Source organism: Bradyrhizobium sp. 14AA (genome assembly GCF_054185205.1).
The window spans coordinates 347,074-372,153 of sequence record NZ_JAVAYM010000001.1; the positions used below are offsets into that span (position 1 = coordinate 347,074).

Consider the following 25,080-nt stretch of genomic DNA (forward strand, 5'->3'; position numbering starts at 1 on the left):
GAAAAAATCTACGTCGCGACGATACCGTTTGTACACAAACGTGCAAGCCGTGCATGCCGCAGTGCAGCGTGGCTGCCTTCTTTGTGGACAGCGCGGATAGGCAAATGAGGTTTTATGCGGCAGTCGCATCTTTTGCGCCGCACCGCCGCTTGACAGCTATCCGGAGCGCGCGCAACATCGTTCGTATACGAATGATAACCCCGTCGCTGGCTTGCACATGGTGACTGAAACGACGAGCACCGTCTCCGACAAGATCCGCTGCGATGCCTGTCCGGTGATGTGCTACATCAAGCCGGGCGCGGCGGGCGCCTGCGATCGCTACGCCAATCACGACGGCAAGCTTGTCCGCGTCGATCCGCATGTGATCCTGGAGCGCACCGTCTCGCATGGCGGCAAGCTCGTTCCGTTCGGCCGCACCGAAGACTGGGACGGCAAGATCGTCCACGAGCCCTCGACTTTCGTCACCGCGATCGGGGCGGGCACGACCTACCCCGACTACAAGCCGGCGCCGTTCATCGTCTCCGCGGACGTCGACGGTGTCGACATGGTGACCGTGGTCACCGAAGGCATCTTCTCTTATTGCGGAATCAAGGTGAAGATCGACACCGACCGCTACCTCGGCCCCGAAACCGCGACCGTCCGCGCGCAAGGCGAGGCGGTCGGCCATGTCACGACCAGCGAATACGGCTCGCAGATGCTCTCGCTCGGCGGCGTGCATCATCTGACCGGCGGCTCCAAGAAGGAGGGCCGCGTCACCTGCGACACGCTGATGGACCTCGCCAATTGCAAGGCGGTGGAGCTCACCATCGACGGCGGCGCGAGCGTGGTGGTGCAGGCGGGCCAGCCGCCGATCGTGAATGGCATGAAAGAAGAGCGCATGCGCGTCGGCTGCGGCTCGGCGACGATCGGAATGTTCGCTAAGCAATGGCATGGCAAGGTTGACGAGGTCGTCGTGGTCGACGACCACATCACCGGCGTGCTCAGCGAGCACCAGGCCGGCAAGCTGCTCGACATCGCCGACACCGGCATCAAGATGAAGGGCCGCCGCTCGACGCCCGGCCGCTACTTCCAGGTCGCCGATCCCGGCACGGGCTGGGGCGGCACCAATATCTCCGATCCGCTCGCGATCCTCGGGCCGTTCGATGCCAAGGAGGCAAAACCCGGTCTCTCCATGCTGATGGTCTCCACGACCGGCGAGCATTCGTCCTATTACGTGCTCGACGAGGCCCTGAAGCCGGTCGAGACCGAGATGCCCGCTGAGCTGAAGTTCTCGGTCGAACGCATCCAGGAGAATTGCGAGCCGGCGCTGTGTACGGTGCTGTTCATGGCGGGTGCGGGCGGCTCGCTGCGCGCCGGCGTCACCGACAATCCGGTGCGGCTTACGCGCTCGGTCAAGGATGCGCTGACGCGCGTCACCAGCGGCGGCGCGCCTGTGTATGTCTGGCCCGGCGGCGGCATCACCTACATGGTCGACGTGACGCAGATGCCGGCGGGTGCATTCGGCTACGTGCCGACGCCGGCGCTGGTTGCGCCCATCGAGTTCACCATGAAATTGTCCGACTATGCCGCGCTCGGCGGGCACATGGATTACGTCAAGCCGCTCTCCGAGGTGCAGAACGGCGACGATGTCCGCCAGCTGCCCTGGCAGAACCCGATTCCGGGGCCGCGGGCATGACAAGGCTCCCGCAAATCGCATTGCTGTCAGATGGCCGACGGCTGCATTTGCAGGATGGTCCGATTGATCTGATCGTTGAGGCGAGGGGGCGCGAGGGCGAGGTGCGTGCTGCCTATGAGGCGGCGGCGCGCCGGTTCACGGGGCTACTCGATGAGCTCTGTGCGGAATTGCCCGAGCTGCGGACGGCCGCCGGGGAGCGCATCACGTTGAAAAGTGTGGTCGCCCGCCGCATGCATGCCGCGGTAGCGCCCTATGCCGCTGATTGCTTCATCACGCCGATGGCGGCCGTTGCCGGCAGTGTGGCGGAGGAGATTCTTCGCGCTATGCTCGGCGCCGCAACGCTCGATCAGGCCTATGTCAACAACGGCGGCGACATCGCGCTTCATCTTGTCGGGGGTGAGCATTTTTCCGTTGGCCTGATGGACCGGCCCGATCGCGCGGGCGTGATGCGGACGATGAGGATCGACGCGGACGACTCGGTGCGGGGGATTGCGACCAGCGGACGCCACGGCCGCAGTTTTTCGCTCGGCATTGCCGACGCGGTGACGGTGCTCGCGGCAACGGCATCGCAGGCCGATGCGGCCGCGACGGTGATCGCCAATGCCGTCGATCTGCCAGGGCATCCCGCAATCATCCGAAAGCCTGCGAACGAGCTTCAGCCCGACAGCGATCTCGGCGCGCGTCTCGTCACCCGCGACGTCGGCGCGGTGTCGCCGAACGAGATCGCCGCGGCGCTGGAATCTGGCGCGGAATGTGCACGGCAATTGTTCGATCGGGGATTGATCGAGGGTGCCGTGTTGCAGCTCAGTGGTGATATGCTTGTCATCGGACCGAAAGATATTGAACGGCAAGGATCGCGCCCGCGTCAGTTGGAGAACGCGGTTCATGCGTGAGCAGGGACGAGCCCAAGGGAAACAATCATGAGCGCGATCATCCGCAAGATCGTCACCGTCGTCGAAGAGACGCAGATGGAGATGGGCCGCCAGGTCTCGCCGCCGACGCGGCGCGCTGCTGCGATCGCCGTGATCGAAAATCCCTTTGCCGGAAAATATGTCGAGGATCTCTCGCCGCTGATCGCGATCGGTGAGGAGCTCGGCGAGCTCCTGTCGAAGCGCGCGGTGGCCGCACTCGGCATCGATGGCGCGAAGGCGCAGAGCTATGGCAAGGCCGCGGCCGTCGGCGAGAACGGCGAGCTGGAGCATGCCGCCGCCATCCTTCATCCGAAGATGGGCGCGCCGGTGCGCAAGGTTTTGACCAAGGGCGCGGCGCTGATCCCGTCGTCGAAGAAGCGCAGCGGTCCGGGCACGACGCTCGACATTCCGCTCGGGCACAAGGACGCGGCCTTCGTGCGCAGTCATTTCGACGGGATGGAAGTGCAGATCAACGACGCGCCGCGTGCCAACGAGATCATGGTCGCGGTCGCCGTCACCGACAGCGGTCGTCCGCTGCCGCGCGTCGGCGGGCTGACGGTCGCGGAAGTCAAGGGCGAAGACGGTTTGAGATAGAAGACGCAAGAGAGTTCAAAACTGGAGGTTGGGATGCGAGCAAGAAATTACTTCGTCGGGGCGGCCTTTGCGCTTCTGGCCGGCGGCATGGCCCATTCGGCCCTGGCGCAGGACATCAAGATCGGCGAGATCAACAGCTACTCGCTGCTGCCGGCATTCACCGAGCCCTATCGCAAGGGCTGGCAGCTCGCGGTCGAGGAGATCAACGCGGCCGGCGGCATCAACGGCAAGAAGCTGGTCGTCGTCTCCAAGGACGACGGCGGCAAGCCGGCCGACGCGCAGACCGCCGCCAATGAGCTCGTCTCCAGTGAAGGCGTGGCGATGCTGACGGGAACGTTCCTGTCGAACATTGGCCTCGCCGTCTCCGACTTCGCCAACCAGAAGAAGGTGTTTTTCCTCGCGGCCGAGCCGCTGACGGATGCGGTGACCTGGTCGAAGGGCAACAAATACACCTTCCGCCTGCGTCCCTCGAACTACATGCAGGCCGCGATGCTGGTGGAGGCGGCAGCCAAGCTGCCCGCCAAGCGCTGGGCGACGATTGCGCCGAACTATGAATACGGCCAGTCGGCGGTCGCCGTGTTCAAGAAGCTGATGTCGGAGAAGCGCCCCGACATCCAGTGGGTCGACGAGCAGTGGCCGCCGCAGGGCAAGATCGACGCAGGTCCCGTGGTGCAGGCGGTGGCTGCCGCCAATCCCGAGGCGATCCTCAACGTCACCTTCGGCGCCGATCTCGTCAAGCTCGTGCGCGAAGGCAACACCCGCGGCCTGTTCAAGGGGCGCGAGGTCGTCTCCTTCCTGACCGGCGAGCCCGAATATCTCGATCCGCTGAAGGACGAGACGCCCGAAGGCTGGATCGTCACCGGCTATCCCTGGTACTCGATCAAGACGCCCGAGCATGACGCGTTCCTGAAGGCCTATCAGGCGAAGTACAACGACTATCCGCGCCTCGGCTCGATCGTCGGCTACCAGACCATCAAGGCGGCCGCAGCGATCCTGGCCAAGGCAGGCTCGACCGATCCGGAGAAGCTGATTGCCGCGGCGGAAGGCCTGTCGATGCCGTCGCCGTTCGGCGAGATCACCTTCCGCAAGATCGACCACCAGTCGACGCTCGGCGCTTTTGTCGGCAAGACCGCGCTGAAGGACGGCAAGGGCGTGATGGTGGACTCGTCCTACAAGAAGGGTGCGGACTATCTGCCCAGCGACGCCGAAGTCGAGAAGCTGCGTCCGAAGGATTGATCTCCACTGCCGTAGGGTGGGTTAGCCCTGCGGACTGCGCGTAGCGCAGACCGCTCGGCGTAACCCACCATCTTCGGTGCCACACGAGAAAAGTTGGTGGGTTACGCTTCGCTAACCCACCCTACGACTCCCCTGAACCCGGACCGCCGATGGCCTTTTACGTCGTACAGTTTCTGACCGGTCTCGCCAGCGCAGCGTCGCTGTTCCTGGTGGCGTCGGGCCTGTCGATCATCTTCGGCGTGACGCGGATCGTGAATTTCGCGCATGGCGCCTTCTACATGATCGGCGCCTACATCGCCTTCACGCTGACGGAGCGCCTGTCGGGCGCATTCGGCTTCTGGGGCAGCATCGTGCTGGCGGCGATCGCCGTGGCGATGATCGGCGTCATCGTCGAGATGGTGCTGCTCCGCCGCATCTATCACGCGCCGGAATTGTTCCAGCTGCTTGCGACCTTCGGCCTGACCTTGATGGTCGAGGACCTCGTCGTGCTGATCTGGGGGCCTGACGATCTCGTCGGCCGCCGCGCACCGGGCTTCAAGGGTGCGATCGATTTCTTCGGCCAGAACATCCCGAGCTACGATCTGTTCCTGATCGTGCTCAGTCCCGTCGTGCTCGGCATCCTCTGGCTGCTGTTCCAGCGCACGCGCTGGGGCGTGCTGGTGCGCGCGGCGACGCAGGACCGCGACATGGTCGCAGCGCTCGGCGTGAACCAGAAATGGCTGTTCACATCGGTGTTCGCGGTCGGCGTCTTCCTCGCCGCGCTCGGCGGCGCGCTGCAGATTCCCCGCGATGCCGTGCATCACGCCATGGATCTGCGCATCATCGTCGAGGTCTTCGTCGTGGTCGTGATCGGCGGCCTCGGCAGCATCGTCGGCGCGTTCGTCGCGGCCGTGCTGGTCTCCGAGCTCAATGCCTTCGGCATCCTGATCTTTCCGAAGATTTCCATCATCCTGGTCTTCTTGGTGATGGCGGTGGTGCTGATCGTGCGACCCTGGGGCCTGTTCGGCAAGCCGGAGGCGCCTGCGCGCAAGACGCCGGGTCTCACCGTCAATCCCTGGCGCCCGCTGACGTCGAACGAGCGGCTGGCGGCGCTGGCCGCGCTTCTCATCGCAGCGACCCTGCCGCTGTTCGCCGGCAACTATGCGCTGACCGTCGGCTCCGAGATCGCGATCTTCGTGATCTTCGCCGTCAGCCTGCACTTCCTGATGTCGGTCGGCGGGCTCGCGTCCTTCGGCCACGCCGCCTATTTCGGGCTCGGCGCTTATGGCGTTGCCTTCCTCGCCAAGATGGCGGGGCTGCCGATGATCGTGTGCCTGCTGCTCGGGCCGTTGCTCGGCTGCATGGGCGCCGCCGTGTTCGGCTTCTTCGCGGTGCAGCTCTCCGGCGTCTATTTCGCCATGCTGACGCTCGCCTTCGCGCAGATCGTCTGGTCGATCGCGTTCCAGTGGGTGAGCGTAACCGGCGGTGACAACGGCATACTCGGCGTCTGGCCGGAAAAATGGGCGTCGAGCCCGTCGAACTTCTATTGGCTGGCGCTCGGCGTCGCGGCGCTGGTCACCATCGCGCTGCGGGCCATGGTGTTCTCGCCGTTCGGCTACGCGCTCCGGGCCACACGTGACTCGCTTCTGCGTACAGAGGCGATCGGCATCAACGCCAAGCGCATCCAGTGGACGGCGTTCGTGATCGCGGGCACCACCGCCGGCATCGGCGGCGCGCTGTTTGCGTATCTGAAGGGCAGCGTCTTCCCGGACAATCTCGGTATCTCGCTGTCGGTCGATGCACTGGTCATGGTGCTGCTCGGCGGCGTCGAGACGGTGTCCGGCGCGGTGATCGGCGCCATCGTCTACAAGGCATTGAACATCTGGCTGGTCAGCCAGACCGATTTGTCGAAGCTCGTGCTCGGCGGCTTCATCGTCCTGATCGTGGTCGTCTTCCCCAAGGGCATCGTCGGCATGCTGGAGATGCTGGCGCAGCGCCGCAGGAAGTCTTCGCCGCCGGGATCCTCCTTGCTTGCCAAGCCGATCGAGTCCGCCGAATGAGCGCTGCACCCCCACTTCTCGCGGTCGAAGGCCTGACCAAATCCTACGGCGGCATCCACGCCGTGCGCGGCGTCTCGTTCTCGCTGCGCGCCGGCGAGATTCTGGCACTGATCGGACCGAACGGCGCCGGCAAGAGCACTTGCTTCGACATGCTCAACGGCCAGAACAAGCCTGATACCGGCCAGGTCCGCCTGCTGGGCGAGGAGACCACCGGCAAGAAGCCGCGCGAGATCTGGCGGCTTGGGGTGGGGCGTACCTTCCAGATCACCGCGACCTTCGCGACCATGACGGTGCGCGAGAATGTGCAGGTCGCGCTGATCTCGCACTGGAAGCAGCTGTTCAATCTCTGGGGCTCGGCACCGAATTTCGACCGCGGCGAGGCCGGCCGTCTGCTCGAATTGGTCGGCATGAGTGGCTATGCCGATCGCCCCTGCGGCGAGCTCGCCTATGGCGATCTCAAGCGGCTCGAGCTTGCCGTGGCGCTGGCGAACCAGCCGAAGCTGCTGCTGATGGACGAGCCGACCGCCGGCATGGCGCCGCGCGAGCGCGTCGACCTGATGCGGCTGACGGCGCAGATCGCGCGGGAAAAGTCCATCGGCGTGCTCTTCACCGAGCACGACATGGACGTGGTGTTCGAGCATGCCGACCGCATCATCGTGCTGAATCGAGGGACGCTGATCGCGGAGGGCTCGCCGGCCGAGGTACGCGGCAATCCGCAGGTGCAGGCGGTCTATCTCGGCGAGGGCCTGGTCTACGATTCCCGCCACCGCGAGGGAGCCTCGCCATGAAGCTGACGGTCGAGGGCCTCAACAGCCATTATGGTCCGGCGCATATCCTGTTCGACATCGGCTTCGAAGTCGGCGAGGGCGAGGTCGTTGCGCTGCTTGGACGCAACGGCGCCGGCAAGTCGACGACGTTCCGCTCGATCGTCGGCCTCGTCGCACAGCGCTCCGGCCGCATCATGTTCGAGGGCAAGGATGTCTCGGCGCGGCCGACGCACGAGATCGTGCGCGAGGGGCTCGGCTATGTGCCGGAGGAGCGGCGTATCTTCACGGACCTGACCGTCGAAGAAAATCTCGAGGTCGGCAAGCAGCCCAAGCGTCCGAACGCGCCATACTGGACGCGCGAAAAGCTGTTCACGCTGTTTCCAAATCTCGGCGAGATGAAGAACCGCCCGGGCGGTCGAATGAGCGGCGGCGAGCAGCAGATGCTGACGATCGCGCGAACGCTGATGGGCAATCCGTCGCTGGTGCTGCTGGACGAGCCCTCGGAGGGCCTGTCGCCGAAGATCGTGGAGCAGATGGTCGATGCCATCCTGACCATGAAGAAGGAGGGCGTCAGCATCGTCGTCTCCGAGCAGAATTTGCATTTCGCGCGGTTGATCTCCGATCGCGCCTACATCATCGAGCGCGGCCGCATCTGCTTCGGCGGCACCATGGCCGAGCTCGATGCGCGTCCTGATATCCGCGACGCGCATCTGTCGTTGTGAAGGCAAGGGGAAGGGCAGCGAACGGATGGCAAGAAGTGTCACGGCGAAGAAGAGCGTCAAGCCGGCAAAACCGCCCTATGTTCTCGACGAGCAGGTCGGCTTCATCCTGCGCCAGGTCTGGCAGCGCCACAGCTCGATCTTCTCCCGCGACATCGGCACGAATTTGACGCCGACGCAGTGGGCGGCGCTGTCGAAACTCGCCGAGACCGGGCCGTGCTCGCAGAACCAGCTCGGCCGTCTCACGGCCATGGACGTCGCGACCATCAAGGGCGTGATCGATCGCCTGACCGCGCGCGGTCTCACCGAGACCAGCCAGGATCCCGAGGACGGCCGGCGGCTGCTGGTGAGCCTGACGCGTGCCGGCCTGCAGCTTGCGGAGAAGGTCGCGCCGAATGCGCTTGCGATCACCCGCGAGACACTGGCGCCGCTCGACGCCCGGGAGCGCGAGATGCTGATGGCGCTGTTGAACAAGCTGCGGTGAAGGTGTCGTAGGGTGGGCAAAGGCGCGAAGCGCCGTGCCCACCGTCTTCAGATGATTCAAAGGAAGAATCGTGGGCACGCTTTCGCTTTGCCCACCCTACGGCAGTTGAACAAGCTGCGGGGATTGGCGACTAACCTCGATGAAGGATTTGTCGAGGTCTACCGGCATGAGAGCGACGGCACGTATTGCGATGGTCTTGAGCCTTGGTGCGGCGCTCGCGGGCCAATGCGCGCCTGCCTTTGCCGCGCAGCCCTACGAGGGGTTCTGGGCTTCGACCAGGAAGGATTGCCGTGATCAAGACAGTGCCAACCGCATGAGTATCGAGGGTGGCAATCGCCTGTACTGGTACGAGACGCGCTGCCGTGCCGGCGAGATCACCGCTGACGGCAGCCGAAGCTGGAGGATGCGGCTTTCTTGCGAAGGCGAGGGCGAAAAGTTTCGCTCCAATCCCCGGATTTCGATCGCTACGGATGGCAAGCTGGTGATGGACAATGGCCCGGTCGGGCAGGCCAAGCGCCAGGTCTACGTGCGTTGCGATGCCGCCAGGCCGCGCTGACGCGGCCGATCAGCTTTTCCCCGGCCATTTGGCCCGGTAGCGGATCTCGCTGCCGTCGGCCTGTGATTGCCACGGACCGAACTCCGCGGCATGTGGTGCCTTGGCTGACAGTCCGATCGGGTAGAGCCTGTTGGGCTGGCCTTCGATGTTGACGGCGAGCTGCCGGTGCGAGGTTCGGAACGCGAGTTCGACTTCGCCTGCGATGACGGGTCTGTCGCCATCGCGGCGGAGGAGGCTTTGCTCGCTCGGCATGGTGTTGAGGTCGGTCTGTAGTTCGACGGCGACCTCGCGGGCGGAGTTCGGCAACGCCGATTCCGCGGGAAGGCGAACCTCGAAGACGAGAAGCGGGTTGGCAGCGTTCGGGTTGAGCCAGGGCGTGGCCGTCGTGATCGCATAGACGTAGTAGGCGGTCCCGGCGGCGGCGCAGAGCACACCGAGCGCGGCAAATGATTTCAGGCTGTTGCCGACGAGCCCGCCGGCATTTTCCCGGCCGCGCATCGCCAGCTTCGTGCCGAGAATCATCCCCGCGATCGCGCCGGCCGGGGCAAGGACGAACAGCGCCAGCAAGCCGGAGGTGATCGGATCAGCCGGGGTCCCAAAATTGGTCAGCTCGAGGATCAGCAGCACGACGACAAAGCCCGCCACCGCACCTGCCAATCCGCCTGCGGCGATCCGCAACGAGCTCCTCATGTCCCCTCGACGCTCCAGCAATGAAATGCCGCCGCCAGGGGCTGCCTGCGTTAGACGCAGCAGGCAGGAGACTTGTTCAACGCTTTCTCGGAGCTATGCGGAGCGGCGAGCCGCTGCGGCTGCGTCACTTCGCCACCACCTCCGGCACCCGGCCGGCCGGCGGCGTGTTGCGGCTGCGCTGGGTGCGCACGATGCCGTCGATGATGGTCATGCCGACGCCGGGGAGGTCGCCGAGCTGGACGCTCTCCAGGATGTTCTTGCCCGGCGAGTGCTGGGCCTTGTCCATGATGACGAAGTCGGCGGAGCGGCCCACTTCAATGAGGCCGCAATCGAGCTCGCGCATCCGCGCCGTGTTGCCGGTGGCGAGGCAGAACGCGATCTCCGCCGGCAGATCGCCGAGCGAGGACAGCATCGAGACCATGCGCAGGATGCCGAGCGGCTGCACACCCGATCCGGCCGGCGCGTCGGTGCCGAGGATGACACGGTGCAGGTCGCCCATCTCGCGCGCGATGCGTAGCGTGAACAGGGCGGAGCGCTCATTGCCGTTGTGAACGAGCTCGAGCCCGCGCTTGCAACCTTCACAGATGCAGCGGATCTGGTCGTCGGGCAGGGCGGTGTGGCCGCCATTGATGTGGCCGACCACGTCGGTGTCGGCCTCCAGCACCACGTCCTTGTCGATCAGGCCGGATCCGGGAATTGAAGGTCCGCCGGTGTGGATCGTGCTCTGGATGCCGTATTTGCGGGCCCAGCCGACCATCTTGCGCGCGGTGGGGCCGTCCTTGACGCCGCCCAAGCCCACTTCGCCGAGCAGCTTGACGCCGGCCGCGGCCAATTCCTTGAAGTCCTCCTCGACCATCTCGCATTCGATCACGGGCGCACCGGCGTGAACTTTCACGCCGCCCGGCCGCAAATTCCAGAATGCGCGCTGGGCGAAGATGGCCATGGCCTTCAGCCCGACGACGTCGCGCGGACGTCCGGGCATGTGCACCTCGCCGGCGGAGATCATGGTGGTGACGCCGCCGTGCAGATTGCTGTCGATCCAGCCGATCTGGTTCTGGCGCGGCGTCCAGTCGCCGGCGACGGGGTGGACATGGCTGTCGATCAGGCCCGGCGCGACCGTGGTGCCGTTGGCCTCGACGATGGTGGTTGCGCCTTCCGTATTGAGATCCTTGAAGCGGCCGATCGCGGTGATCTTGCCGTTCTCGGCGACGATGGTGTCGCCGTCCAGGATCGGCTTTTCCAGGGCGCCGGACAGGATCAGGCCGATATTCCGGATCACGAGCTTCGAGGGTCCGGTGGCCTGGGGGGCGTCATGCGCCATGGAAGGGGCTCCTTGTTCGTAACTGCAACGCTTTCGATCTTGGGCAGCCTTGACCGCGGGATCAAGCCGGATTATTCATTAGTATACAAATGATCGTGTACAAACGACGCATAGCTGACCGCCTCGGAAACCGCACTGGAAGCGAAACGGAAGGGTGAGATGAGCAATTTCAATCAGGAAAGCGTTCTGAGCGTCCACCATTGGACCGACACGCTGTTCTCCTTCAAGACCACCCGCAGCCCGACCTTCCGCTTCCGCAACGGCGAATTCACCATGATCGGGCTCAAGGTCGGCGAGAAGCCGCTGCTGCGGGCCTACAGCGTCGCCAGCGCCAATTACGAGGACACGCTGGAGTTCTTCTCGATCAAGGTGCCGGACGGCCCGCTGACCTCGCGCCTCCAGCACCTGAAGCAGGGCGACGAGATCATCGTCAGCCGCAAGGCCACCGGCACGCTGGTGATCGACAACCTCGAGGAGGGGCGCAACCTCTACCTCATCGGCACCGGCACGGGCCTCGCGCCGTTCCTGAGCGTGATCAAGGATCCCGAGACCTATGAGCGGTTCGAGAAGGTCGTGCTGCTGCACGGCTGCCGCCACGTGAAGGAGCTCGCCTATGGCGAGATGATCACGGAACATCTGCCGAAGGACGAGCTGCTCGGCGAGTACATCCAGAACCAGCTGATCTACTACCCGACCGTGACCCGCGACCCCTTCCGCAACCGTGGCCGCATCACCGACCTCATCACCTCGGGCAAGCTGTTCGCCGATATCGGCCTGCCGGCGCTGGAAGCCGCCCACGACCGCGTCATGATCTGCGGCAGCCCGGCGCTGGTGGCGGACACCCGCGTGCTGCTCGGCGAACGCGGATTCGTCGAGGGCAACCACGGCGAGCCGGCCCAGTTCGTGGTCGAAAAGGCCTTTGCCGAGCGTTAAAGCGTTTTCGAGCGAAGTGGGTACCGGTTCGCGCCAAGAAAACGCGTCAAAAATAGAAACCAGAGCCCCGTTCCGGGGCTCTGGGCGCGGAATTCCTACGCAATAAGACCGCATTTTTGCCGCGTGGGGCCCGTTGCGGCGCCGATTCGGCACACGATACACTTGTGGGAACGAATCAGCGGAGTTCCCACATGGTTGCGGACAGCGACAGCAACATCGCCTGGCACCGGGTTCAGTTGAAGAAGAACCGCGCCGAGTTGAAGGCGCTCGAGACCGCGCGCTTCACGATGGGCGAGATCGCCTCCTCGAAGCGGAACGGCCAGACCCAGAAGGCGATCGCGGAACTCAAGCGCAAGATCGCCCAGTCCGAGCGCGTGATCGCCGATCACGACAAGCGCACGCGCCGGCCGCTCGGCACCGACATGCAGAGCCTCAGCAACGGTAGCTGGAGCCATTGGGACGCCTATACCAACCAGCAGCAGCGCAAGACCGGTCAGCGCTCGCCGGGGCGGGGCTAGGCGCCTCTCTCCACGTCTACGGCCGACGAGGCGGCTCCTCTTGTGCCGTCCACGCCGCACACCATCTGGGTGAGACGCCACCAGCCGCTCCGGTGATTCCATGACAGCGCGCCTCGATTTCACCAGCGAGGCCTTTTTTCGCGATCCGCCCAAGGCGATCGCGACGTTGCGCATGTCCGGCCCCGTGGTCGCGACCCGGTTTCCTCTCGTTGGCGATGTCTGGATCACCACGACCCATGACGCGACTGCGCAAGTGCTGAAGGACGGCGCCAATTTCACGCTGCGCAAGGAGGATGGCGACCTCGCGGGTCTGCGCTGGTGGACGCCGAGATATGTCAGGACCATCGCCAACAACATGCTGACGATGGACGAGCCGGATCACACCCGGCTGCGCAGCATCGTGGACGAGGCGTTTCGCCGCCGCGCGATCGTCGCGATGGAGCCGCACATCCGTGCCATCGCCGACGGCCTGGCTGCCGAGCTGTTCGCGGATGGAAGCCCGGCCGATCTGGTCCAGCGCTACGCTCGCATCCTGCCGCTCGCGGTGATCTCCGAGCTGCTTGGCCTGCCGCCGGCCGATCGTCCGAGATTCATCGCCTGGGCCAATACGATGTCCTCGCTGACGAATGTCGCCGGCTTCTTCCGCCTGCTGTTCGCGTTCCGCAAGATGCGCGCCTACCTCGAGCGGCAGTTGCAGATCGCGCGCGTGCAGGGCGGCGAGGGCCTGATCGCCGAGCTGGTCCAGGTCGAGCGCGAGGGCGGTCAGATCACGCCGGACGAAATGGTCTCGATGGTGTTCTTGCTGCTTGCGGCCGGCTCCGAGACGACGACGCATCTGATCAGCGGCTCGGTCTACGAGTTGCTCAGGACTCCCGGCCTTCGCGATTGGCTGGAGCAGGACTGGAGCCGCGCCGGGCTCGCCGTCGAGGAATTCCTGCGTTTCGTCTCGCCGGTGCAATTTTCAAAACCGCGCTATGTGCGGCGGGATGTCGAGGTCGAAGGTGTGCGCCTGAAGAAGGGCGATCGCGTCATGGTGATGCTCGCCGCGGCGAACATGGACCCGGCGGTGCATGATCGTCCCGAGAGCCTCGATCTCGAACGCAAGCCCAACCGCCATTTGTCCTTTGGTACGGGGATCCATTTCTGCCTCGGGCATCAGCTCGCACGCATCGAGGCGACTTGCGCGCTTCAGGCCTTATTCACGCGCTGGCCGCGGCTTGGGCTGGCCGTCGACGTCTCGCAGATTCACTGGCGCAGGCGGCCGGGGATTCGCATGATTGCGAAATTGCCCGTGATTGCCGATGCCCGCGAAACGCGCCAGGCGAGTTCCGATGACGAGCAGCTGCTCGCAAGTTGAAGGGAACCGCGATCGCCGTTCCCTCATGCAACTGCGAAACAAACCCCGCGGTGCAGGCGTTGGCCATTGCTGACAACAATGATGGAGCAATCCATGCCCCACGGAGGCAAGACGCATATCGGTTCGGGCGCGCACGGCAAGGGCGCAGGCAACGGAGCGCTGACGGACATTCCCAAGGACAAGATCGGCGACAACATGATCCTGTCGAACCGCGACAAGGCGCAACATTCCGACATTCGCGGCATGGACAGCAAGTTCATCCAGACCGAGCAATATCAGGACCATTCGGCCAACCGGCTCACGGACGACGAGGAGCCCCCCGAAGATTAAGCGCCGTCAAGAGCCCGTCGACTTCTTCGCCGCGACGAGATCGCGCTCCCAGCCGAACACGGAGCGGCCGTCGAGATCGGGCGAGGCTGCACGCTCGCCGGTGATATAGGCCTCGACCGACGGGCCGCGTGCCGTTCGCTCCAGGCGCCGCGCCTGGTCGTCGAGGCGCCTGATCGCCTGCATCTCTTCCTCACGCCCGAGCCTGGCGCTCTGGACCGCATCTTTGAGCACACGGATGGTCTCGTCATAGACCTTGATCGGAACGGGGTAGGGATGCCGGTCCTTGCCGCCATGGGCGAGCGAGAACCGCGCGGGATCGGTGAAGCGATACGGCGCGCCGTGAACGACCTCGGCGACCATCGCCAGCGAACGCACGGTGCGCGCGCCGACACCGGGCGTCAGCAACAGCTCCGGGAAGTCGACCGGGCCGCGCTCGGCGGCGGCGGCCAGCGTGCCGTGCAGGCGGCGCGCGAACACGTCCTTGGGACGGACATCGTGATGCGCGGGCATGATCAGATGCGGCAGCATCGCCTGCGCGGGCTCGGGCGCAGTCCCGGTGAGGCGCTCGAACTCAGTGAGAATGCGATCAGGGCCGAGATCGCATAAAAGCTCGAGCTGCGCGGTGCGCGAGACATCGGCGCGATGGTCCGTGAGATTGACGATCTCGCCCTGCTGCGGTCCGTCGATCGCGCTGTGCGGCGTATCGACAAAACTCTTCAACGCCTCGGAATGCCAGTGATAGCGGCGGGCCTGCCGCTTGTCGCCGTTCATGCCTTGCTGCACCACCGTCCACTTGCCGTCCGCCGTGACGAAGAAGCCGTGGAGATAGAGGTCAAAACCGTCTTGCACGGCTGCGCTATCGACCTTCGCCACCAGGCGGCTGGCGCGGGTGAGCTTGGCGCCGTCGAAGCCGACGCGATCGCCGAGCTGCAGCAGCTCGTCCGGCGTCTTGCGCGAATGCTGTCCGCGCCCGCCGCAGACATAGACGCCGAGTTCGTCCTGGAGCGGGCCGAGCCCACGCTTCAGCGCGCCGATCACGGAGGTCGTGATGCCGGAGGAGTGCCAGTCCATTCCCATGACGGCGCCGAACGACTGGAACCAGAATGGATGCGAGAGACGCTGGAGAAAGGCGTCGCGGCCGTAATGATGGACGATCGCCTGCGTGACGATGGCCCCCAGCGATGCCATGCGACTCGCCAGCCAGGGCGGAACCCGTCCGCTGTGCAAGGGAAGATCGGCGCTGCCGCTACGTCTGGTCATGAGCGGCTCAAGCTAGCGCAGTTCGGCGACGGTTGCATCAGCGGAATGCTGCATTGCACGAGACGGGGGAGCGAAGCCGGCCGGAAGGCGTTGAGCGCTGACGCGAGCGAAGGACAGGGACAGCAATGAATTGGCAGGCTCTCACGACCGACATCGACGGGATGTTCGGGTGGATACCATCATGGTTCATCGGCCTCGGCCTGGTTGCCGGTGCGATCCTGCTTGCGCTGTCCGTGTATCGATTCGCCGTCTGGCTGTTGAACCGCGCCTTCGAGACCCGTCTCCCGCTTCTGGGCGTCTTCATCGAGCGGACGTCCGGGCCGGCCCAATTGGCGCTGTGTCTTGCCGCCGTCGCGCTGGTCCTGCCACTCGCGCCGCTGGACGAGGCGTTCCGGACACCGCTGATGCGCCTGTTCGTCGTCGCCGTCATTGCCCTGGTCGGCTGGATATCGATCCGCGTCGTCGACATGAGCGCGGCACGCTACCTGCAGAATTTTCGCGACGTGACCGAAAATTTCGTTGCCCGCAAGCACGTCACGCAGGTGCGGGTGTTCAAGCGCGTCACCGACACCATCATCGTCGTCATCACGGTATCCACTGCGCTGATGACGTTCGACTCGGTGAGGCAATATGGCGTCAGCCTGTTCGCCTCCGCCGGTGCCGCCGGTATCATCGTCGGCCTGGCCGCGCGGCCGCTGCTCAGCAACCTGATCGCGGGATTGCAGATCGCGATCACCCAGCCGATCCGCATCGAGGATGCCGTGATCATCGAGAACGAGTGGGGCTGGGTCGAGGACATCGCCTCGACCTATGTCGTGATCCGGCTGTGGGACTGGCGCCGCATGGTGGTGCCGCTGTCCTATTTCATCGAAAAGCCGTTCCAGAACTGGACCCGCGACACCGCCTCGCTGATCGGCGTGATCGCGCTCCACGTTGACTATCGCGCCGACGTGCCGCGCATCCGGCGCTGGCTGGAGGACGCCGTGAAGCAGTCCAAGCTCTGGGACGGCGCGGTGGTCAATCTCCAGGTCGTCGATGCGGATTCGCGCACCATCGCGTTGCGCGCGCTGGTCAGCGCGCGCAACGCGCCGCAATCGTGGGATCTGCGCTGCGAGATCAGGGAAAAGCTCGTCGCCTTCATTCGTGACGAGATGCCGGAGGCACTGCCGCGCGAGCGCGCGATCCTGATCCCGTCGGCCGACGATGATGCCGACTTGCTGCGGCCCGTCACGCGGCCGGACAAGATGCGGGCGAGCGCGCGCAACTGACTTCGGCGCGATCAGCCGGCGCCAACAACGGCCGCGCCGGCTTGCCGGTCGGAACGCGGACGCCGCTTACGCAGCTTTCTTCGCGTCCAGATCAGGAGGCCGGTCGACAGCAGCGTGAGCAGCGCGATCGACGTCACCACGTTGAGCGGCGAGGCGATCAGGGCCGACCAGTTTCCCTCATGGATCAGGCGCGGCCAGTTGCGCGGCAGTGGTGTGACCTCCGACGAACTCACGGCGTAGGCGCGCAGCTCTCCATGCTCATAGAGTCGCGCCATGACGCGGCCTCCGCGCGTGCCGATCGAGATCACATGCGACAGGTCATGGGAGGCTGCGATCATCCGGACCGCGTCGGGCAGGGGAAGCGGACGGCCGGCGCCGGCCGGAGCGGCTCCGCTCTGGAACGTCAGGCCGAACGCCATGCACAGGCCGGTCAGCGGGCTCAGGAGGACCAGCGGAAGTGCGAACCAGGCGGTGCCCTTGTGCCATCCGGACAGCGTGTTGCGCAGCCGTGGCAGCCCCATGAAGATACCGAGCACCATCAAAGCGACCATGGCGATGGTCGAGCTCGTCACCAGCCACGCCTGGCCGAGCAACCGTTCATGCGTGATCCGCGCCCACAGGAAGAGATCGCTGAGGCCGGAGCTGGCGGCGGCAGGCGCGCCGGTCACGAGGTCGATCGCCGGCGTGCCGGAGCCTTGCAGCGTCATCCGCTGACCAGCCGCATTGATCGAAAGTCCGCGCGCCTTGCTGTCCGGATCATACGTCTTCACCAGCTCGATGACTCGTGCGGGATCGATCGCCGGACCGTCGATGCCACTGACTTGCACCAGCGGCTCGAAGGACAGGATCAGGCCGGTGGCGATGATCGCGAACAGGGGAAGCGCAAAGACCAGCGTGATCCAGCGATGGAGTGTCAACAATAAAGGCTTGCTCATTCTCTGTCTCCGGCGATGCCAGGCTTTGGTCGCCCAACGCAGCCCCGAAGACAAATGACGCTTTGTCCACGTTGCCGCGTTGATTTGCAGCAAATGGAATCGAGGCTATCGACGCTGCTGCGATCGCCAATCGTTCGCAGGTTTTCGAGAGTCTGCAGCAGCCGCGTCGTGCGTTCGAACTCGGCGAGACCTACTCGCGCGTCGGCTTCGTCGCGCCGCGCAAGCCGGCCTGACGTTGTATCGTCTCTAGCGCGCCGGACGATTGCTCCTCGACCACGAAGCGGTTGAGCAAGGCGAGCGCGTCCTCGCGTCCTTTGGGGGTCGCGATCGCCATGTGCTCCAGGCCCCAATTGCCGTCGAGGATTTTCGCGCCCGGCATCTGGTCGGACATCTCGAACAGCGTCGGCTTGTTGGTGGCATAGAGATCGATCTCACTGCTCCCGAACATGCCGATGGCGACCTTGACGCTTTCGGCGGGGACGATGGTCGCGTTCCTGAACTTTGTGGGGAGCGTGCGCTCCGAGGTCGAGCCCTTGGTGACGCCGATCCTCACGCCTGATTTGTCGATGTCCGCGACCTCTCGGATCGGCGAGTTTGCCGGGACGAGATAGCCGAGCTCGATCGCCAGCACGGGCAGGCTGAAGCTGACGTCATTCGCGCGGGCCGGCGTGGCATTGGTCACGGTGAAATCGACCTTGCCGTCGTGGATCGCGGTGACGATGTCGGCAACGCGCTCGAACCTGACATAGTCGGCGCCAACGCCGAGCCGTTTTGCCAGTTCGCCGCCGAGATCGTAGGCGAGGCCGTGCGGCTTGCCGGCCGCATCCGTCACCATCGAGGTCGGGCTGCCCGGATAGATGCCGACGCGCAAGGTGCCGCTCGGCGCCAGCAGCTTTGCTTCGCCGTCGGCGCGCGCGGGCGCGCCGAGCAGGCTGATGACTGCAACCGCGAGCAGGGCGGTGCGTGAAAGGAGCCGAGATGAGGTCCTCATGTAAAGTGCCTTATTGCGCGCGGATGTCGGCGGCCTTCAGCACCGGCTCCCATTTGGTCGCCTCGGCGCGCATATAGGCGTCAAACTCCTTGGCGGAGGAGCCGACGGGGGCCGCGCCGATCTTGCCGAGTGTCGACAGCACATTCGGGTCCTGCAGCGCCGCCTTCAGATCGGTCTCGAGCTTTGCCACGATCTCCGGCGGCATCTTTGCCGGACCAAGCACGCCCCACCAGACCGAGACGTCGTAGCCGGGTACGCCGGCTTCCGCGATCGTCGGAACATTGGGCAGCGCCTTGGAGCGCTCGGCCGAGGTCACCGCGAGCGCGCGCACCGGTCCGCCTTCGAGCTGGCCGATCGCTTCCGCGAGCGGGTTGACGCTGAGGGGGATCTCGCCCGCGATCACGGCGGTCAGCGCCGGCGCGCCGCCCTTGTAGGGGATCGCCACGATCTTGGTGCCGGACATGTATTTCAAGAGCTCGCCGGCGAGATGCGCCGACGTGCCGTTGCCGGACATGCCGTAGGAGAGCTTGTCGGGCTCCTTCTTGGCGGCGGCGAGGAGATCGCCGAGCGTCTTGTACGGGCTGTCCTTGGCCACGACGATCGCGAGCGGCGAAGAGGCGACCTCGCTGATCGCGGTGAAATCCTTGAACGTGTCGTAGGGCACACTGGGATAGATGAACTGGTTCAGCGGATGGCCGCTCGCGACCAGGATCAGCGTGTAGCCGTCCGGTGCGGCCTGCGTCAGCGCCTGCGAGGCGACGATGCCGCCGGCGCCGGGACGGTTGTCGATCACGGGCTGCTGGCCCCAGGTTTTTGCCAGCGCCTGGCCCAGCGTGCGGGCGAGCACGTCGACTGCGCCGCCGGCCGCATAGGGCACGAGGATGTGGACCGGCTTGCTCGGATAGTTGTCGGCGGCCTGCGCGACGCTACCCGCGAGCAGCAGACCGGCGCCGAGCATCAAAGCGCCGATCTTCTTGTTCAAACCCAGCATTACCCAGCACTCCTTACGGGCATTCGCGTCCCGACCCGCGGTCTTCCAGGCCGTCCGGACGCCGCCCATGGTTTTTGTTGACGAGACCTGATCTTTTGTACGATAGTACAAATCACATGGTACGCAAGCCCACCAGCAAGGAAACGGCCCGCAAGCCGAACATGCGCGAGGCGATCCTCGCCGCGGCCGAGGAGCTGTTCGCCACCAACGGATTCAACGCCGTATCGGTGCGCGACATCGCGCAAGCTGCCGGGGCCAATCCCGGCAGCGTCACCTATCATTTCAAGACCAAGGACGGCCTGCTGCTGGAGATCTACCGGCGGCATTGCGGGCCGATGAATCTGCGCCGTTCCGAGCTGCTCGCCGCCGCCAGGCGCGTGCGCGATCTCCAGGACCGGCTGGAAGCTGTGGTGCGGGCCTATGTGGTGCCCGCCTTCACCTCGGGCAGCGATCTCGCCGGCGGCGGCGCGCGTTTCACGCGGCTCCGCGCTGTGATGTCGGCGGAAGGCAATGAGGTCGCGCGAAAAATCATCGCGCAGACTTTTGACGACACCAGCCACGCCTTCATCGACGCGATCCACGACAGCCTGCCGCACATTCCGCGCACCGACATCGTCTGGCGCAGCCACTTCCTGCTCGGCGCGCTCTATTATTCGCTGGTGACGCCGGATCGCGTCTCGCGCCTGTCGCGCGGCGAGGCCGACGGCAGCGACCCCGCCAATGCCATCGAGCAATTGGTGCAGGCGACCGTTGCCGCGTTCCAGGCGCCGGCTCTGGATCAGGCCGCGCCGGCGCGGCGGCGGCCGGTCGTCAGCAGCAAGACTTGAAAGAAGCCACTCGAGGGGAGGCGTAACAGCGCTTCCGCTCGCAAGCGGACGATGTGACAGGGTGTGGAAACATGAACAGGCGGGAGTGCTTGCATCTCTTGACCGGACTGGCCGGCGGGGCGCTCGCGAGCGAAGCGCGCGCGCAAGAGCCGAAGACGATTCCGACGATTGATCCGCCGGATCCCAATCCCAAGACGCCGTCGTTCAAGCTGCCGGCGAAATCCTGCGACAGCCATACCCATATTTTTGGGCCGGCGTCGCGTTACCCGTTCTCGGAAAAGCGGCCCTACAACACGGCCGATGCGCCGCTCGAGACGTTCCATAGCGTGCACGAGACAATCGGCGTCGAGCGCTGCGTCATCGTCAATGCCACTGTGCATGGCACCGACAATCGCGTCGTCACCGATGCCATTGCCCAGAGCGAGGGTGCCTACAAGGGCATCGCCAACGTCAATGACGAGATGAGCGTGAAGGAGCTGGCGGCGCTCGACAAGGCCGGCATCTGCGGCTGCCGCTTCGCCTTCCTCAAACGCCTTGGCGGCGTCGGCGACATGGGCAAGTTCCAGCGCATCGTGCATCGCGTCGCCGAGCTCGGCTGGCATATCGATGTCTATCTCGAGCCGGGTACGGTTCCCGAATTCGCATCCATCCTCACCGCGCTGCCGACGCCTTACGTGATCGACCACATGGGCACGGTGCAGGCCGGGAAGGGTCTCGACGATCCCGGTTTCACCGCGCTGCTCGACCTCCAGAAGAAGGACGAGAAGTGCTGGGTGAAGATCACCGGCCTCGAGCGCGCCTCGGCCGCCGGCAAGCCGTTCCACGATTCCGTGCCGTTCGCGAAGGCGCTGATCGACAACGCGCCCGATCGCGTCATCTGGGGCACCGACTGGCCGCATCCCAACGTCAAGGTCATGCCGAACGACGGCGATCTCGTCGACCTCATTCCCCTCTACGCGCCCGATGCGAAGGTCCGGCAGAAGCTGCTGGTCGACAATCCCGCGCGCCTGTTCAAGTTCACCTGATGAATATGATGTACACGCCCACCATTCCGCCGCCCGATCCGAACACGCGCACGCCGAAATTCAAGCTGCCGAAGCTGTCATGCGACGCGCATTGCCACATCTTCGGGCCCGGCGCGAAATACCCATACGCGCCTGACCGCTCCTACACGCCACCGGATGCGCCGCTGGAGGATTTTCGCGCGCTGCATGCCAAGCTCGGCGTGGAGCGCGCCGTCATCGTCAATGCCAGCGTGCACGGCACCGACAACACGGTGGCGCTCGATGCGATCGCGCAGAGCAACGGCGCCTACCGCGCGGTCGCCAATATCGACGATACCATCACCGAACGCGGGCTTCGCGTGCTGCACGAGGGCGGTTTTCGCGGTTGCCGCTTCAACTTCGTCCGCCATCTCGGCGGCGTCCCCGACAAGCGCGTGTTCGACCGCGTCATCGCCATGGTCGCGCCGCTCGGCTGGCACATCGATCTGCATTTCGATGCGATCGACCTGCCTGAATATGCCGACATGCTGGCGAAACTGCCGCTGAGCTACACCATCGACCACATGGGACGGGTGAAGGCGTCCGAGGGGCTCGACCAGCTTCCGTTCACGATCCTGATCGAACTGATGCAGCGCGACGACAAGTGCTGGGTCAAGATCTGCGGCTCGGAGCGGGTGTCCTCGGCCGGTCCGCCATTCACGGATGCCGTGCCGTTCGCGCGAAAGATCGTCGAGACCGCGCCGGACCGCGTCATCTGGGGCACCGACTGGCCGCATCCGAACGTGAAGGTGATGCCGAACGACGGCGATCTCGTCGATCTGATCCCGCTGTTCGCGCCGGAGCCGGAGTTCCAGCAAAAAATCCTCGTCGACAATCCCGCGCGCCTGTTCGAGTTCGACCGATGACGGCGCTGGCGATCGACAAGCCGCGCGGGCGGGCCTGGTGGAGGGAGCTCTGGATCCAGGTGCTCATCGCCATGGCGGCCGGCATCGCGCTTGGGATCGCCAGTCCCGAGGCGGGCGCCAAGATGCAGCCGCTCGGGGATGCCTTCATCAAGGCGATCCGGATGCTGATCGCGCCGATCATCTTCTGCACCGTCGTGCACGGCATCGCGCACATGGCCGACATGGCGCGGGTGGGCCGCGTCGCGGTGAAGGCGATCGTCTATTTCGAGATCATGACCACGATCGCGCTGATCATCGGGCTCGTCGCCGTGAATCTGCTCAGGCCCGGGGTCGGCATGAACATCGATCCCGCCAGCATCAATGCCAGCGCGATCGAGCCCTACGTCAAGCAGACTGGCGTCATCGGCTTCGTGCCGTTCCTGATGAACATCGTGCCGGCCACGTTCGTCGGCGCCTTTGCGGAAGGAAACATCCTCCAGATCCTGTTCATTTCCGTGCTGTGCGGTTTCGCGCTGGTGCAGCTCGGCGAGCGCGCCGCGCCGCTGGTCCACCTGATCGACATCGCCGCCAAGATGGTGTTTGCGGTCGTCGGCTTCGTGATGTGGGCGGCGCCGATCGGCGCGTTCGGCGCCATCGCGTTCACGGTCGGCAAGTTCGGCGTGGGCTCGCTGGCCTCGCTCGGTAAGCTCCTCGGCGGCTTCTATCTCACTTGCGTGGTCTTCATCGTCGTGGCGCTCGGACCGGTGGCGCGTCTCTGTGGCTTCTCGCTTGTGAAGCTGATCCGCTACATCTGGGAAGAGCTGCTGATCTGCATCGCCACGACGTCGTCGGAGACGGTGTTGCCGCGGATGCTGACCAAGCTGGAGAAGGCGGGTTGCGAGAAGAGTGTGGTCGGTCTGGTGATCCCGACCGGCTATTCCTTCAATCTCGACGGCACCTGCCTCTACCTTGCCGCCGCCTCGGTGTTCCTGGCGCAGGCGACCAACACACCGTTCGGGCTTGCCGAGCAGATCGAGCTGCTCTTGATCCTGCTCGTGACCTCCAAGGGGGCGGCGGGCATCGCAGGCGCCGCCTTCGTCGTGCTGGCGGCGACGCTGTCTGCGACCGGCAGCATTCCGGTGACGAGCGTCGCGCTGGTGCTAGGCATCCACCGTCTGATGTCGCAGGGGCTGACGCCGACCAATCTGATCGGGAACGCGGTTGCGACCATCGCAATTGCCAAATGGGAAGGCGCGCTCGACGGCGAGCGCCTGAGGCGCGTGCTCGACGGCGAGGAACCCGCGGTCGCGGCCGCTTGAAATGAACCTGCTGCCGGCATGACGCGGGCGGCTTATGATGCTTACGAACGAAAGAGGGAGTTTGTCCCATGAAAACAGGTCTGGTCGTCACCGCCCATCCCGGCGATTTCGTCTGGCGCGCCGGCGGCGCCATCGCGCTGCATGCGAAGAAGGGCTATCGCATGAAGATCGTCTGCATGTCCTTCGGCGAGCGTGGTGAGAGCCAGTTCGCCTGGAAGGAGAAGGGCGCGACGCTCGAATCGGTCAAGGCCGGCCGCAAGGACGAGGCGGAGCGGGCGGCCAAGCTGCTCGGTGCCGAGATCGAATTCTTCGACTGCGGCGACTATCCGCTCAAGCTGACCGAGGCGCATTTCGACCGCATGGTCGACATCTACCGTGAGCTCAATCCGAGCTTCGTGCTGACGCACGCGCTGGAAGACCCCTATAATTTCGACCACCCGAACGCCGCGCATTTCGCCCAGGAGACCCGCGTGGTCGCGCAGGCGATGGGCCATAAGCCGGGCGCACAGTACAAATACTCCGCGCCGCCGGTGTTCCTGTTCGAGCCGCACCAGCCCGAGCAGTGCAATTACAAGCCGGACCTGCTGCTCAAGATCGACGAGGTCTGGAAGGAGAAGTACGAGGCGTTCCAGATCCTGGCCGCGCAAAAACATCTCTGGGGCTATTACGAGCGCGTCGCGCTCAACCGCGGCATCCAGGGCAGCCGCAACACCGGCGTGCCGATGACGTACGGCGAGGCCTATCAGCGCCTGTTCCCGACGGTTGCGGAGGAGCTGGCATGAAGCCGGTCGTCGTTCGCAACATTGAGCGCGCCGATCCCGCCGGCATGGCGGAATACGGCGTCTCCACCGTGCACGAAGCCTACGGCCGCTTCGGCCAGATGAAGCCTTACCTGCGGCCGGTCTGGGCAGGCGCGGCGATTGCCGGGCCTGCCGTCACCGTGCTGGCGCAGCCCGGCGACAACTGGATGATCCATGTCGCCGTCGAGCAGTGCAGGAAAGGCGATATCCTTGTCGTCGGCTGCACCACCGATAATACCGATGGCATGTTCGGCGAGCTGCTCGCCACTTCGCTCAAGGCGCGCGGCGTGCAGGGGCTGATCATCGATGCCGGCTGCCGCGACGTCAAAGCGCTGCACGAGATGAACTTTCCGGTGTGGTCGCGCGCGGTCTCGGCCAAGGGCACGGTGAAGGCCACGCTCGGCTCGGTCAACGTTCCCGTGGTCTGCGCCGGCGTCAACGTCGATCCGGGCGACATCATCGTCGCCGATGACGACGGCGTCGTGGTGGTGCCGAAGCGCTACGCCGCTGAAGTCGCCGAGAAGGCGAAGAAGCGCAACGCGGACGAGGGCGGCAAGCGCAAGCGTCTCGCCTCGGGCGAGCTCGGCCTCGACATGTACAGCATGCGCGAGGCCTTGGCGAAGGCCGGGCTCGTCTATGTCGACAATCCCGAGGACGTCTGACGCGAAACG

At 65.1% G+C, this 25,080-nt stretch carries 26 protein-coding genes; 20 read left to right on the plus strand and 6 right to left on the minus strand.

Annotated elements, in window-relative coordinates; genetic code table 11:
- The first annotated feature begins 217 nt into the window (after positions 1-217).
- The 9 genes from RAD15_RS01495 (at position 218) to RAD15_RS01535 (ending at position 8,981) form a co-directional block, all read left to right on the plus strand.
- Entirely contained in the window at positions 218-1,675 is a 1,458-nt protein-coding gene (locus tag RAD15_RS01495) for a 6-hydroxynicotinate reductase (protein WP_458173672.1), read from the plus strand.
- Positions 1,672-2,568: a UPF0280 family protein gene (locus RAD15_RS01500; protein ID WP_458173674.1), complete on the plus strand. Its 897-nt coding sequence runs from the start codon at positions 1,672-1,674 to the stop codon at positions 2,566-2,568. Before RAD15_RS01495 ends, RAD15_RS01500 begins: the two co-directional genes overlap by 4 nt.
- Before the next feature lie 27 nt (positions 2,569-2,595).
- Positions 2,596-3,180 carry an amino acid synthesis family protein gene (locus RAD15_RS01505; protein WP_458173676.1) on the plus strand — a complete coding sequence of 195 codons (585 nt, stop codon included), beginning with the start codon at positions 2,596-2,598 and terminating at the stop codon, positions 3,178-3,180.
- A 33-nt stretch (positions 3,181-3,213) separates the two neighbouring features.
- Positions 3,214-4,416: an ABC transporter substrate-binding protein gene (locus RAD15_RS01510; protein ID WP_458173678.1), complete on the plus strand. Its 1,203-nt coding sequence runs from the start codon at positions 3,214-3,216 to the stop codon at positions 4,414-4,416.
- A 149-nt stretch (positions 4,417-4,565) separates the two neighbouring features.
- Entirely contained in the window at positions 4,566-6,455 is a 1,890-nt protein-coding gene (locus RAD15_RS01515; protein WP_458173680.1) for an ABC transporter permease, read from the plus strand.
- Positions 6,452-7,243 (plus strand): ABC transporter ATP-binding protein, encoded by a 792-nt coding sequence (locus RAD15_RS01520; RefSeq protein WP_458173682.1) that lies wholly within the window; start codon positions 6,452-6,454, stop codon positions 7,241-7,243. The genes RAD15_RS01515 and RAD15_RS01520 overlap by 4 nt, the downstream gene beginning before the upstream one ends.
- On the plus strand, positions 7,240-7,944 hold the full coding sequence (locus RAD15_RS01525) for an ABC transporter ATP-binding protein (protein WP_458173684.1): 705 nt from the start codon (positions 7,240-7,242) through the stop codon (positions 7,942-7,944). The genes RAD15_RS01520 and RAD15_RS01525 overlap by 4 nt, the downstream gene beginning before the upstream one ends.
- A gap of 25 nt (positions 7,945-7,969) precedes the next feature.
- Positions 7,970-8,425 carry a MarR family winged helix-turn-helix transcriptional regulator gene (locus RAD15_RS01530; protein ID WP_458173686.1) on the plus strand — a complete coding sequence of 152 codons (456 nt, stop codon included), beginning with the start codon at positions 7,970-7,972 and terminating at the stop codon, positions 8,423-8,425.
- Between the two features lie 166 nt (positions 8,426-8,591).
- Entirely contained in the window at positions 8,592-8,981 is a 390-nt protein-coding gene (locus tag RAD15_RS01535; protein ID WP_458173688.1) for a hypothetical protein, read from the plus strand.
- Between the two features lie 9 nt (positions 8,982-8,990).
- Here the strand turns inward: RAD15_RS01535 and RAD15_RS01540 are convergent, their stop codons facing one another.
- Together RAD15_RS01540 and RAD15_RS01545 are read right to left on the minus strand one after the other, a co-directional pair.
- Positions 8,991-9,671, minus strand: a complete 681-nt coding sequence (locus RAD15_RS01540; protein WP_458173690.1) for a hypothetical protein — start codon at positions 9,669-9,671, stop codon at positions 8,991-8,993.
- 124 nt (positions 9,672-9,795) lie between these two features.
- Complete coding sequence (locus RAD15_RS01545) at positions 9,796-10,992, minus strand: amidohydrolase family protein (protein ID WP_458173692.1); 1,197 nt, start codon at positions 10,990-10,992, stop codon at positions 9,796-9,798.
- A 159-nt stretch (positions 10,993-11,151) separates the two neighbouring features.
- Between RAD15_RS01545 and RAD15_RS01550 the strand changes: the two genes are divergently transcribed.
- The 4 genes from RAD15_RS01550 (at position 11,152) to RAD15_RS01565 (ending at position 14,130) form a co-directional block, all read left to right on the plus strand.
- Positions 11,152-11,925 (plus strand): ferredoxin--NADP reductase, encoded by a 774-nt coding sequence (locus tag RAD15_RS01550; RefSeq protein WP_458173694.1) that lies wholly within the window; start codon positions 11,152-11,154, stop codon positions 11,923-11,925.
- Positions 11,926-12,116: 191 nt separating this feature from the next.
- The gene (locus RAD15_RS01555) at positions 12,117-12,443 is read left to right on the plus strand and encodes a hypothetical protein (RefSeq protein WP_018320980.1); all 327 of its coding nucleotides are present in this window, start codon (positions 12,117-12,119) and stop codon (positions 12,441-12,443) included.
- 100 nt (positions 12,444-12,543) lie between these two features.
- A complete protein-coding gene (locus RAD15_RS01560; protein ID WP_458173696.1) occupies positions 12,544-13,800 on the plus strand; it encodes a cytochrome P450 in 1,257 nt (418 codons plus the stop codon).
- Between the two features lie 93 nt (positions 13,801-13,893).
- On the plus strand, positions 13,894-14,130 hold the full coding sequence (locus tag RAD15_RS01565) for a hypothetical protein (protein WP_458173698.1): 237 nt from the start codon (positions 13,894-13,896) through the stop codon (positions 14,128-14,130).
- A gap of 6 nt (positions 14,131-14,136) precedes the next feature.
- On the opposite strand, the gene RAD15_RS01570 is transcribed toward RAD15_RS01565, so the two are convergent.
- Entirely contained in the window at positions 14,137-15,390 is a 1,254-nt protein-coding gene (locus RAD15_RS01570) for a DUF763 domain-containing protein (RefSeq protein WP_458173700.1), read from the minus strand.
- A gap of 125 nt (positions 15,391-15,515) precedes the next feature.
- On the opposite strand from RAD15_RS01570, the gene RAD15_RS01575 reads away from it, so the two are divergent.
- Positions 15,516-16,658, plus strand: coding sequence for a mechanosensitive ion channel family protein (locus RAD15_RS01575; RefSeq protein ID WP_458173702.1), 1,143 nt, complete (start codon positions 15,516-15,518; stop codon positions 16,656-16,658).
- Between the two features lie 11 nt (positions 16,659-16,669).
- On the opposite strand, the gene RAD15_RS01580 is transcribed toward RAD15_RS01575, so the two are convergent.
- From RAD15_RS01580 to RAD15_RS01590, 3 genes are all read right to left on the minus strand, one after another.
- On the minus strand, positions 16,670-17,593 hold the full coding sequence (locus RAD15_RS01580; RefSeq protein WP_458173704.1) for a PepSY domain-containing protein: 924 nt from the start codon (positions 17,591-17,593) through the stop codon (positions 16,670-16,672).
- 190 nt (positions 17,594-17,783) lie between these two features.
- The gene (locus tag RAD15_RS01585; protein WP_458173706.1) at positions 17,784-18,584 is read right to left on the minus strand and encodes an ABC transporter substrate-binding protein; all 801 of its coding nucleotides are present in this window, start codon (positions 18,582-18,584) and stop codon (positions 17,784-17,786) included.
- 10 nt (positions 18,585-18,594) lie between these two features.
- Positions 18,595-19,575, minus strand: a complete 981-nt coding sequence (locus RAD15_RS01590) for a tripartite tricarboxylate transporter substrate binding protein (protein ID WP_458173708.1) — start codon at positions 19,573-19,575, stop codon at positions 18,595-18,597.
- Positions 19,576-19,691: 116 nt separating this feature from the next.
- On the opposite strand from RAD15_RS01590, the gene RAD15_RS01595 reads away from it, so the two are divergent.
- From RAD15_RS01595 to RAD15_RS01620, 6 genes are all read left to right on the plus strand, one after another.
- Entirely contained in the window at positions 19,692-20,402 is a 711-nt protein-coding gene (locus RAD15_RS01595; RefSeq protein ID WP_458173710.1) for a TetR/AcrR family transcriptional regulator, read from the plus strand.
- Between the two features lie 71 nt (positions 20,403-20,473).
- Positions 20,474-21,427 (plus strand): amidohydrolase family protein, encoded by a 954-nt coding sequence (locus RAD15_RS01600; RefSeq protein WP_458173712.1) that lies wholly within the window; start codon positions 20,474-20,476, stop codon positions 21,425-21,427.
- A complete protein-coding gene (locus tag RAD15_RS01605) occupies positions 21,427-22,311 on the plus strand; it encodes an amidohydrolase family protein (RefSeq protein ID WP_458173714.1) in 885 nt (294 codons plus the stop codon). The genes RAD15_RS01600 and RAD15_RS01605 overlap by 1 nt, the downstream gene beginning before the upstream one ends.
- Positions 22,308-23,609: a C4-dicarboxylate transporter DctA gene (gene dctA, locus RAD15_RS01610; RefSeq protein ID WP_458173716.1), complete on the plus strand. Its 1,302-nt coding sequence runs from the start codon at positions 22,308-22,310 to the stop codon at positions 23,607-23,609. The genes RAD15_RS01605 and dctA overlap by 4 nt, the downstream gene beginning before the upstream one ends.
- A 68-nt stretch (positions 23,610-23,677) precedes the next feature.
- Entirely contained in the window at positions 23,678-24,391 is a 714-nt protein-coding gene (locus RAD15_RS01615; protein ID WP_011086622.1) for a PIG-L deacetylase family protein, read from the plus strand.
- The gene (locus RAD15_RS01620; protein WP_458173718.1) at positions 24,388-25,071 is read left to right on the plus strand and encodes a 4-carboxy-4-hydroxy-2-oxoadipate aldolase/oxaloacetate decarboxylase; all 684 of its coding nucleotides are present in this window, start codon (positions 24,388-24,390) and stop codon (positions 25,069-25,071) included. The genes RAD15_RS01615 and RAD15_RS01620 overlap by 4 nt, the downstream gene beginning before the upstream one ends.
- Positions 25,072-25,080: the final 9 nt, after the last annotated feature.

Coding starts and splice junctions, on each gene's coding strand:
- RAD15_RS01495 (WP_458173672.1), top strand. CDS start 218: ATGGTGACTGAAACGACGAGCACCGTCTCCGACAAGATCCGCTGCGAT.
- RAD15_RS01500 (WP_458173674.1), top strand. CDS start 1,672: ATGACAAGGCTCCCGCAAATCGCATTGCTGTCAGATGGCCGACGGCTG.
- RAD15_RS01505 (WP_458173676.1), top strand. CDS start 2,596: ATGAGCGCGATCATCCGCAAGATCGTCACCGTCGTCGAAGAGACGCAG.
- RAD15_RS01510 (WP_458173678.1), top strand. CDS start 3,214: ATGCGAGCAAGAAATTACTTCGTCGGGGCGGCCTTTGCGCTTCTGGCC.
- RAD15_RS01515 (WP_458173680.1), top strand. CDS start 4,566: ATGGCCTTTTACGTCGTACAGTTTCTGACCGGTCTCGCCAGCGCAGCG.
- RAD15_RS01520 (WP_458173682.1), top strand. CDS start 6,452: ATGAGCGCTGCACCCCCACTTCTCGCGGTCGAAGGCCTGACCAAATCC.
- RAD15_RS01525 (WP_458173684.1), top strand. CDS start 7,240: ATGAAGCTGACGGTCGAGGGCCTCAACAGCCATTATGGTCCGGCGCAT.
- RAD15_RS01530 (WP_458173686.1), top strand. CDS start 7,970: ATGGCAAGAAGTGTCACGGCGAAGAAGAGCGTCAAGCCGGCAAAACCG.
- RAD15_RS01535 (WP_458173688.1), top strand. CDS start 8,592: ATGAGAGCGACGGCACGTATTGCGATGGTCTTGAGCCTTGGTGCGGCG.
- RAD15_RS01540 (WP_458173690.1), bottom strand. CDS start 9,671: ATGAGGAGCTCGTTGCGGATCGCCGCAGGCGGATTGGCAGGTGCGGTG.
- RAD15_RS01545 (WP_458173692.1), bottom strand. CDS start 10,992: ATGGCGCATGACGCCCCCCAGGCCACCGGACCCTCGAAGCTCGTGATC.
- RAD15_RS01550 (WP_458173694.1), top strand. CDS start 11,152: ATGAGCAATTTCAATCAGGAAAGCGTTCTGAGCGTCCACCATTGGACC.
- RAD15_RS01555 (WP_018320980.1), top strand. CDS start 12,117: ATGGTTGCGGACAGCGACAGCAACATCGCCTGGCACCGGGTTCAGTTG.
- RAD15_RS01560 (WP_458173696.1), top strand. CDS start 12,544: ATGACAGCGCGCCTCGATTTCACCAGCGAGGCCTTTTTTCGCGATCCG.
- RAD15_RS01565 (WP_458173698.1), top strand. CDS start 13,894: ATGCCCCACGGAGGCAAGACGCATATCGGTTCGGGCGCGCACGGCAAG.
- RAD15_RS01570 (WP_458173700.1), bottom strand. CDS start 15,390: ATGACCAGACGTAGCGGCAGCGCCGATCTTCCCTTGCACAGCGGACGG.
- RAD15_RS01575 (WP_458173702.1), top strand. CDS start 15,516: ATGAATTGGCAGGCTCTCACGACCGACATCGACGGGATGTTCGGGTGG.
- RAD15_RS01580 (WP_458173704.1), bottom strand. CDS start 17,593: ATGAGCAAGCCTTTATTGTTGACACTCCATCGCTGGATCACGCTGGTC.
- RAD15_RS01585 (WP_458173706.1), bottom strand. CDS start 18,584: ATGAGGACCTCATCTCGGCTCCTTTCACGCACCGCCCTGCTCGCGGTT.
- RAD15_RS01590 (WP_458173708.1), bottom strand. CDS start 19,575: ATGCTGGGTTTGAACAAGAAGATCGGCGCTTTGATGCTCGGCGCCGGT.
- RAD15_RS01595 (WP_458173710.1), top strand. CDS start 19,692: ATGGTACGCAAGCCCACCAGCAAGGAAACGGCCCGCAAGCCGAACATG.
- RAD15_RS01600 (WP_458173712.1), top strand. CDS start 20,474: ATGAACAGGCGGGAGTGCTTGCATCTCTTGACCGGACTGGCCGGCGGG.
- RAD15_RS01605 (WP_458173714.1), top strand. CDS start 21,427: ATGAATATGATGTACACGCCCACCATTCCGCCGCCCGATCCGAACACG.
- dctA (WP_458173716.1), top strand. CDS start 22,308: ATGACGGCGCTGGCGATCGACAAGCCGCGCGGGCGGGCCTGGTGGAGG.
- RAD15_RS01615 (WP_011086622.1), top strand. CDS start 23,678: ATGAAAACAGGTCTGGTCGTCACCGCCCATCCCGGCGATTTCGTCTGG.
- RAD15_RS01620 (WP_458173718.1), top strand. CDS start 24,388: ATGAAGCCGGTCGTCGTTCGCAACATTGAGCGCGCCGATCCCGCCGGC.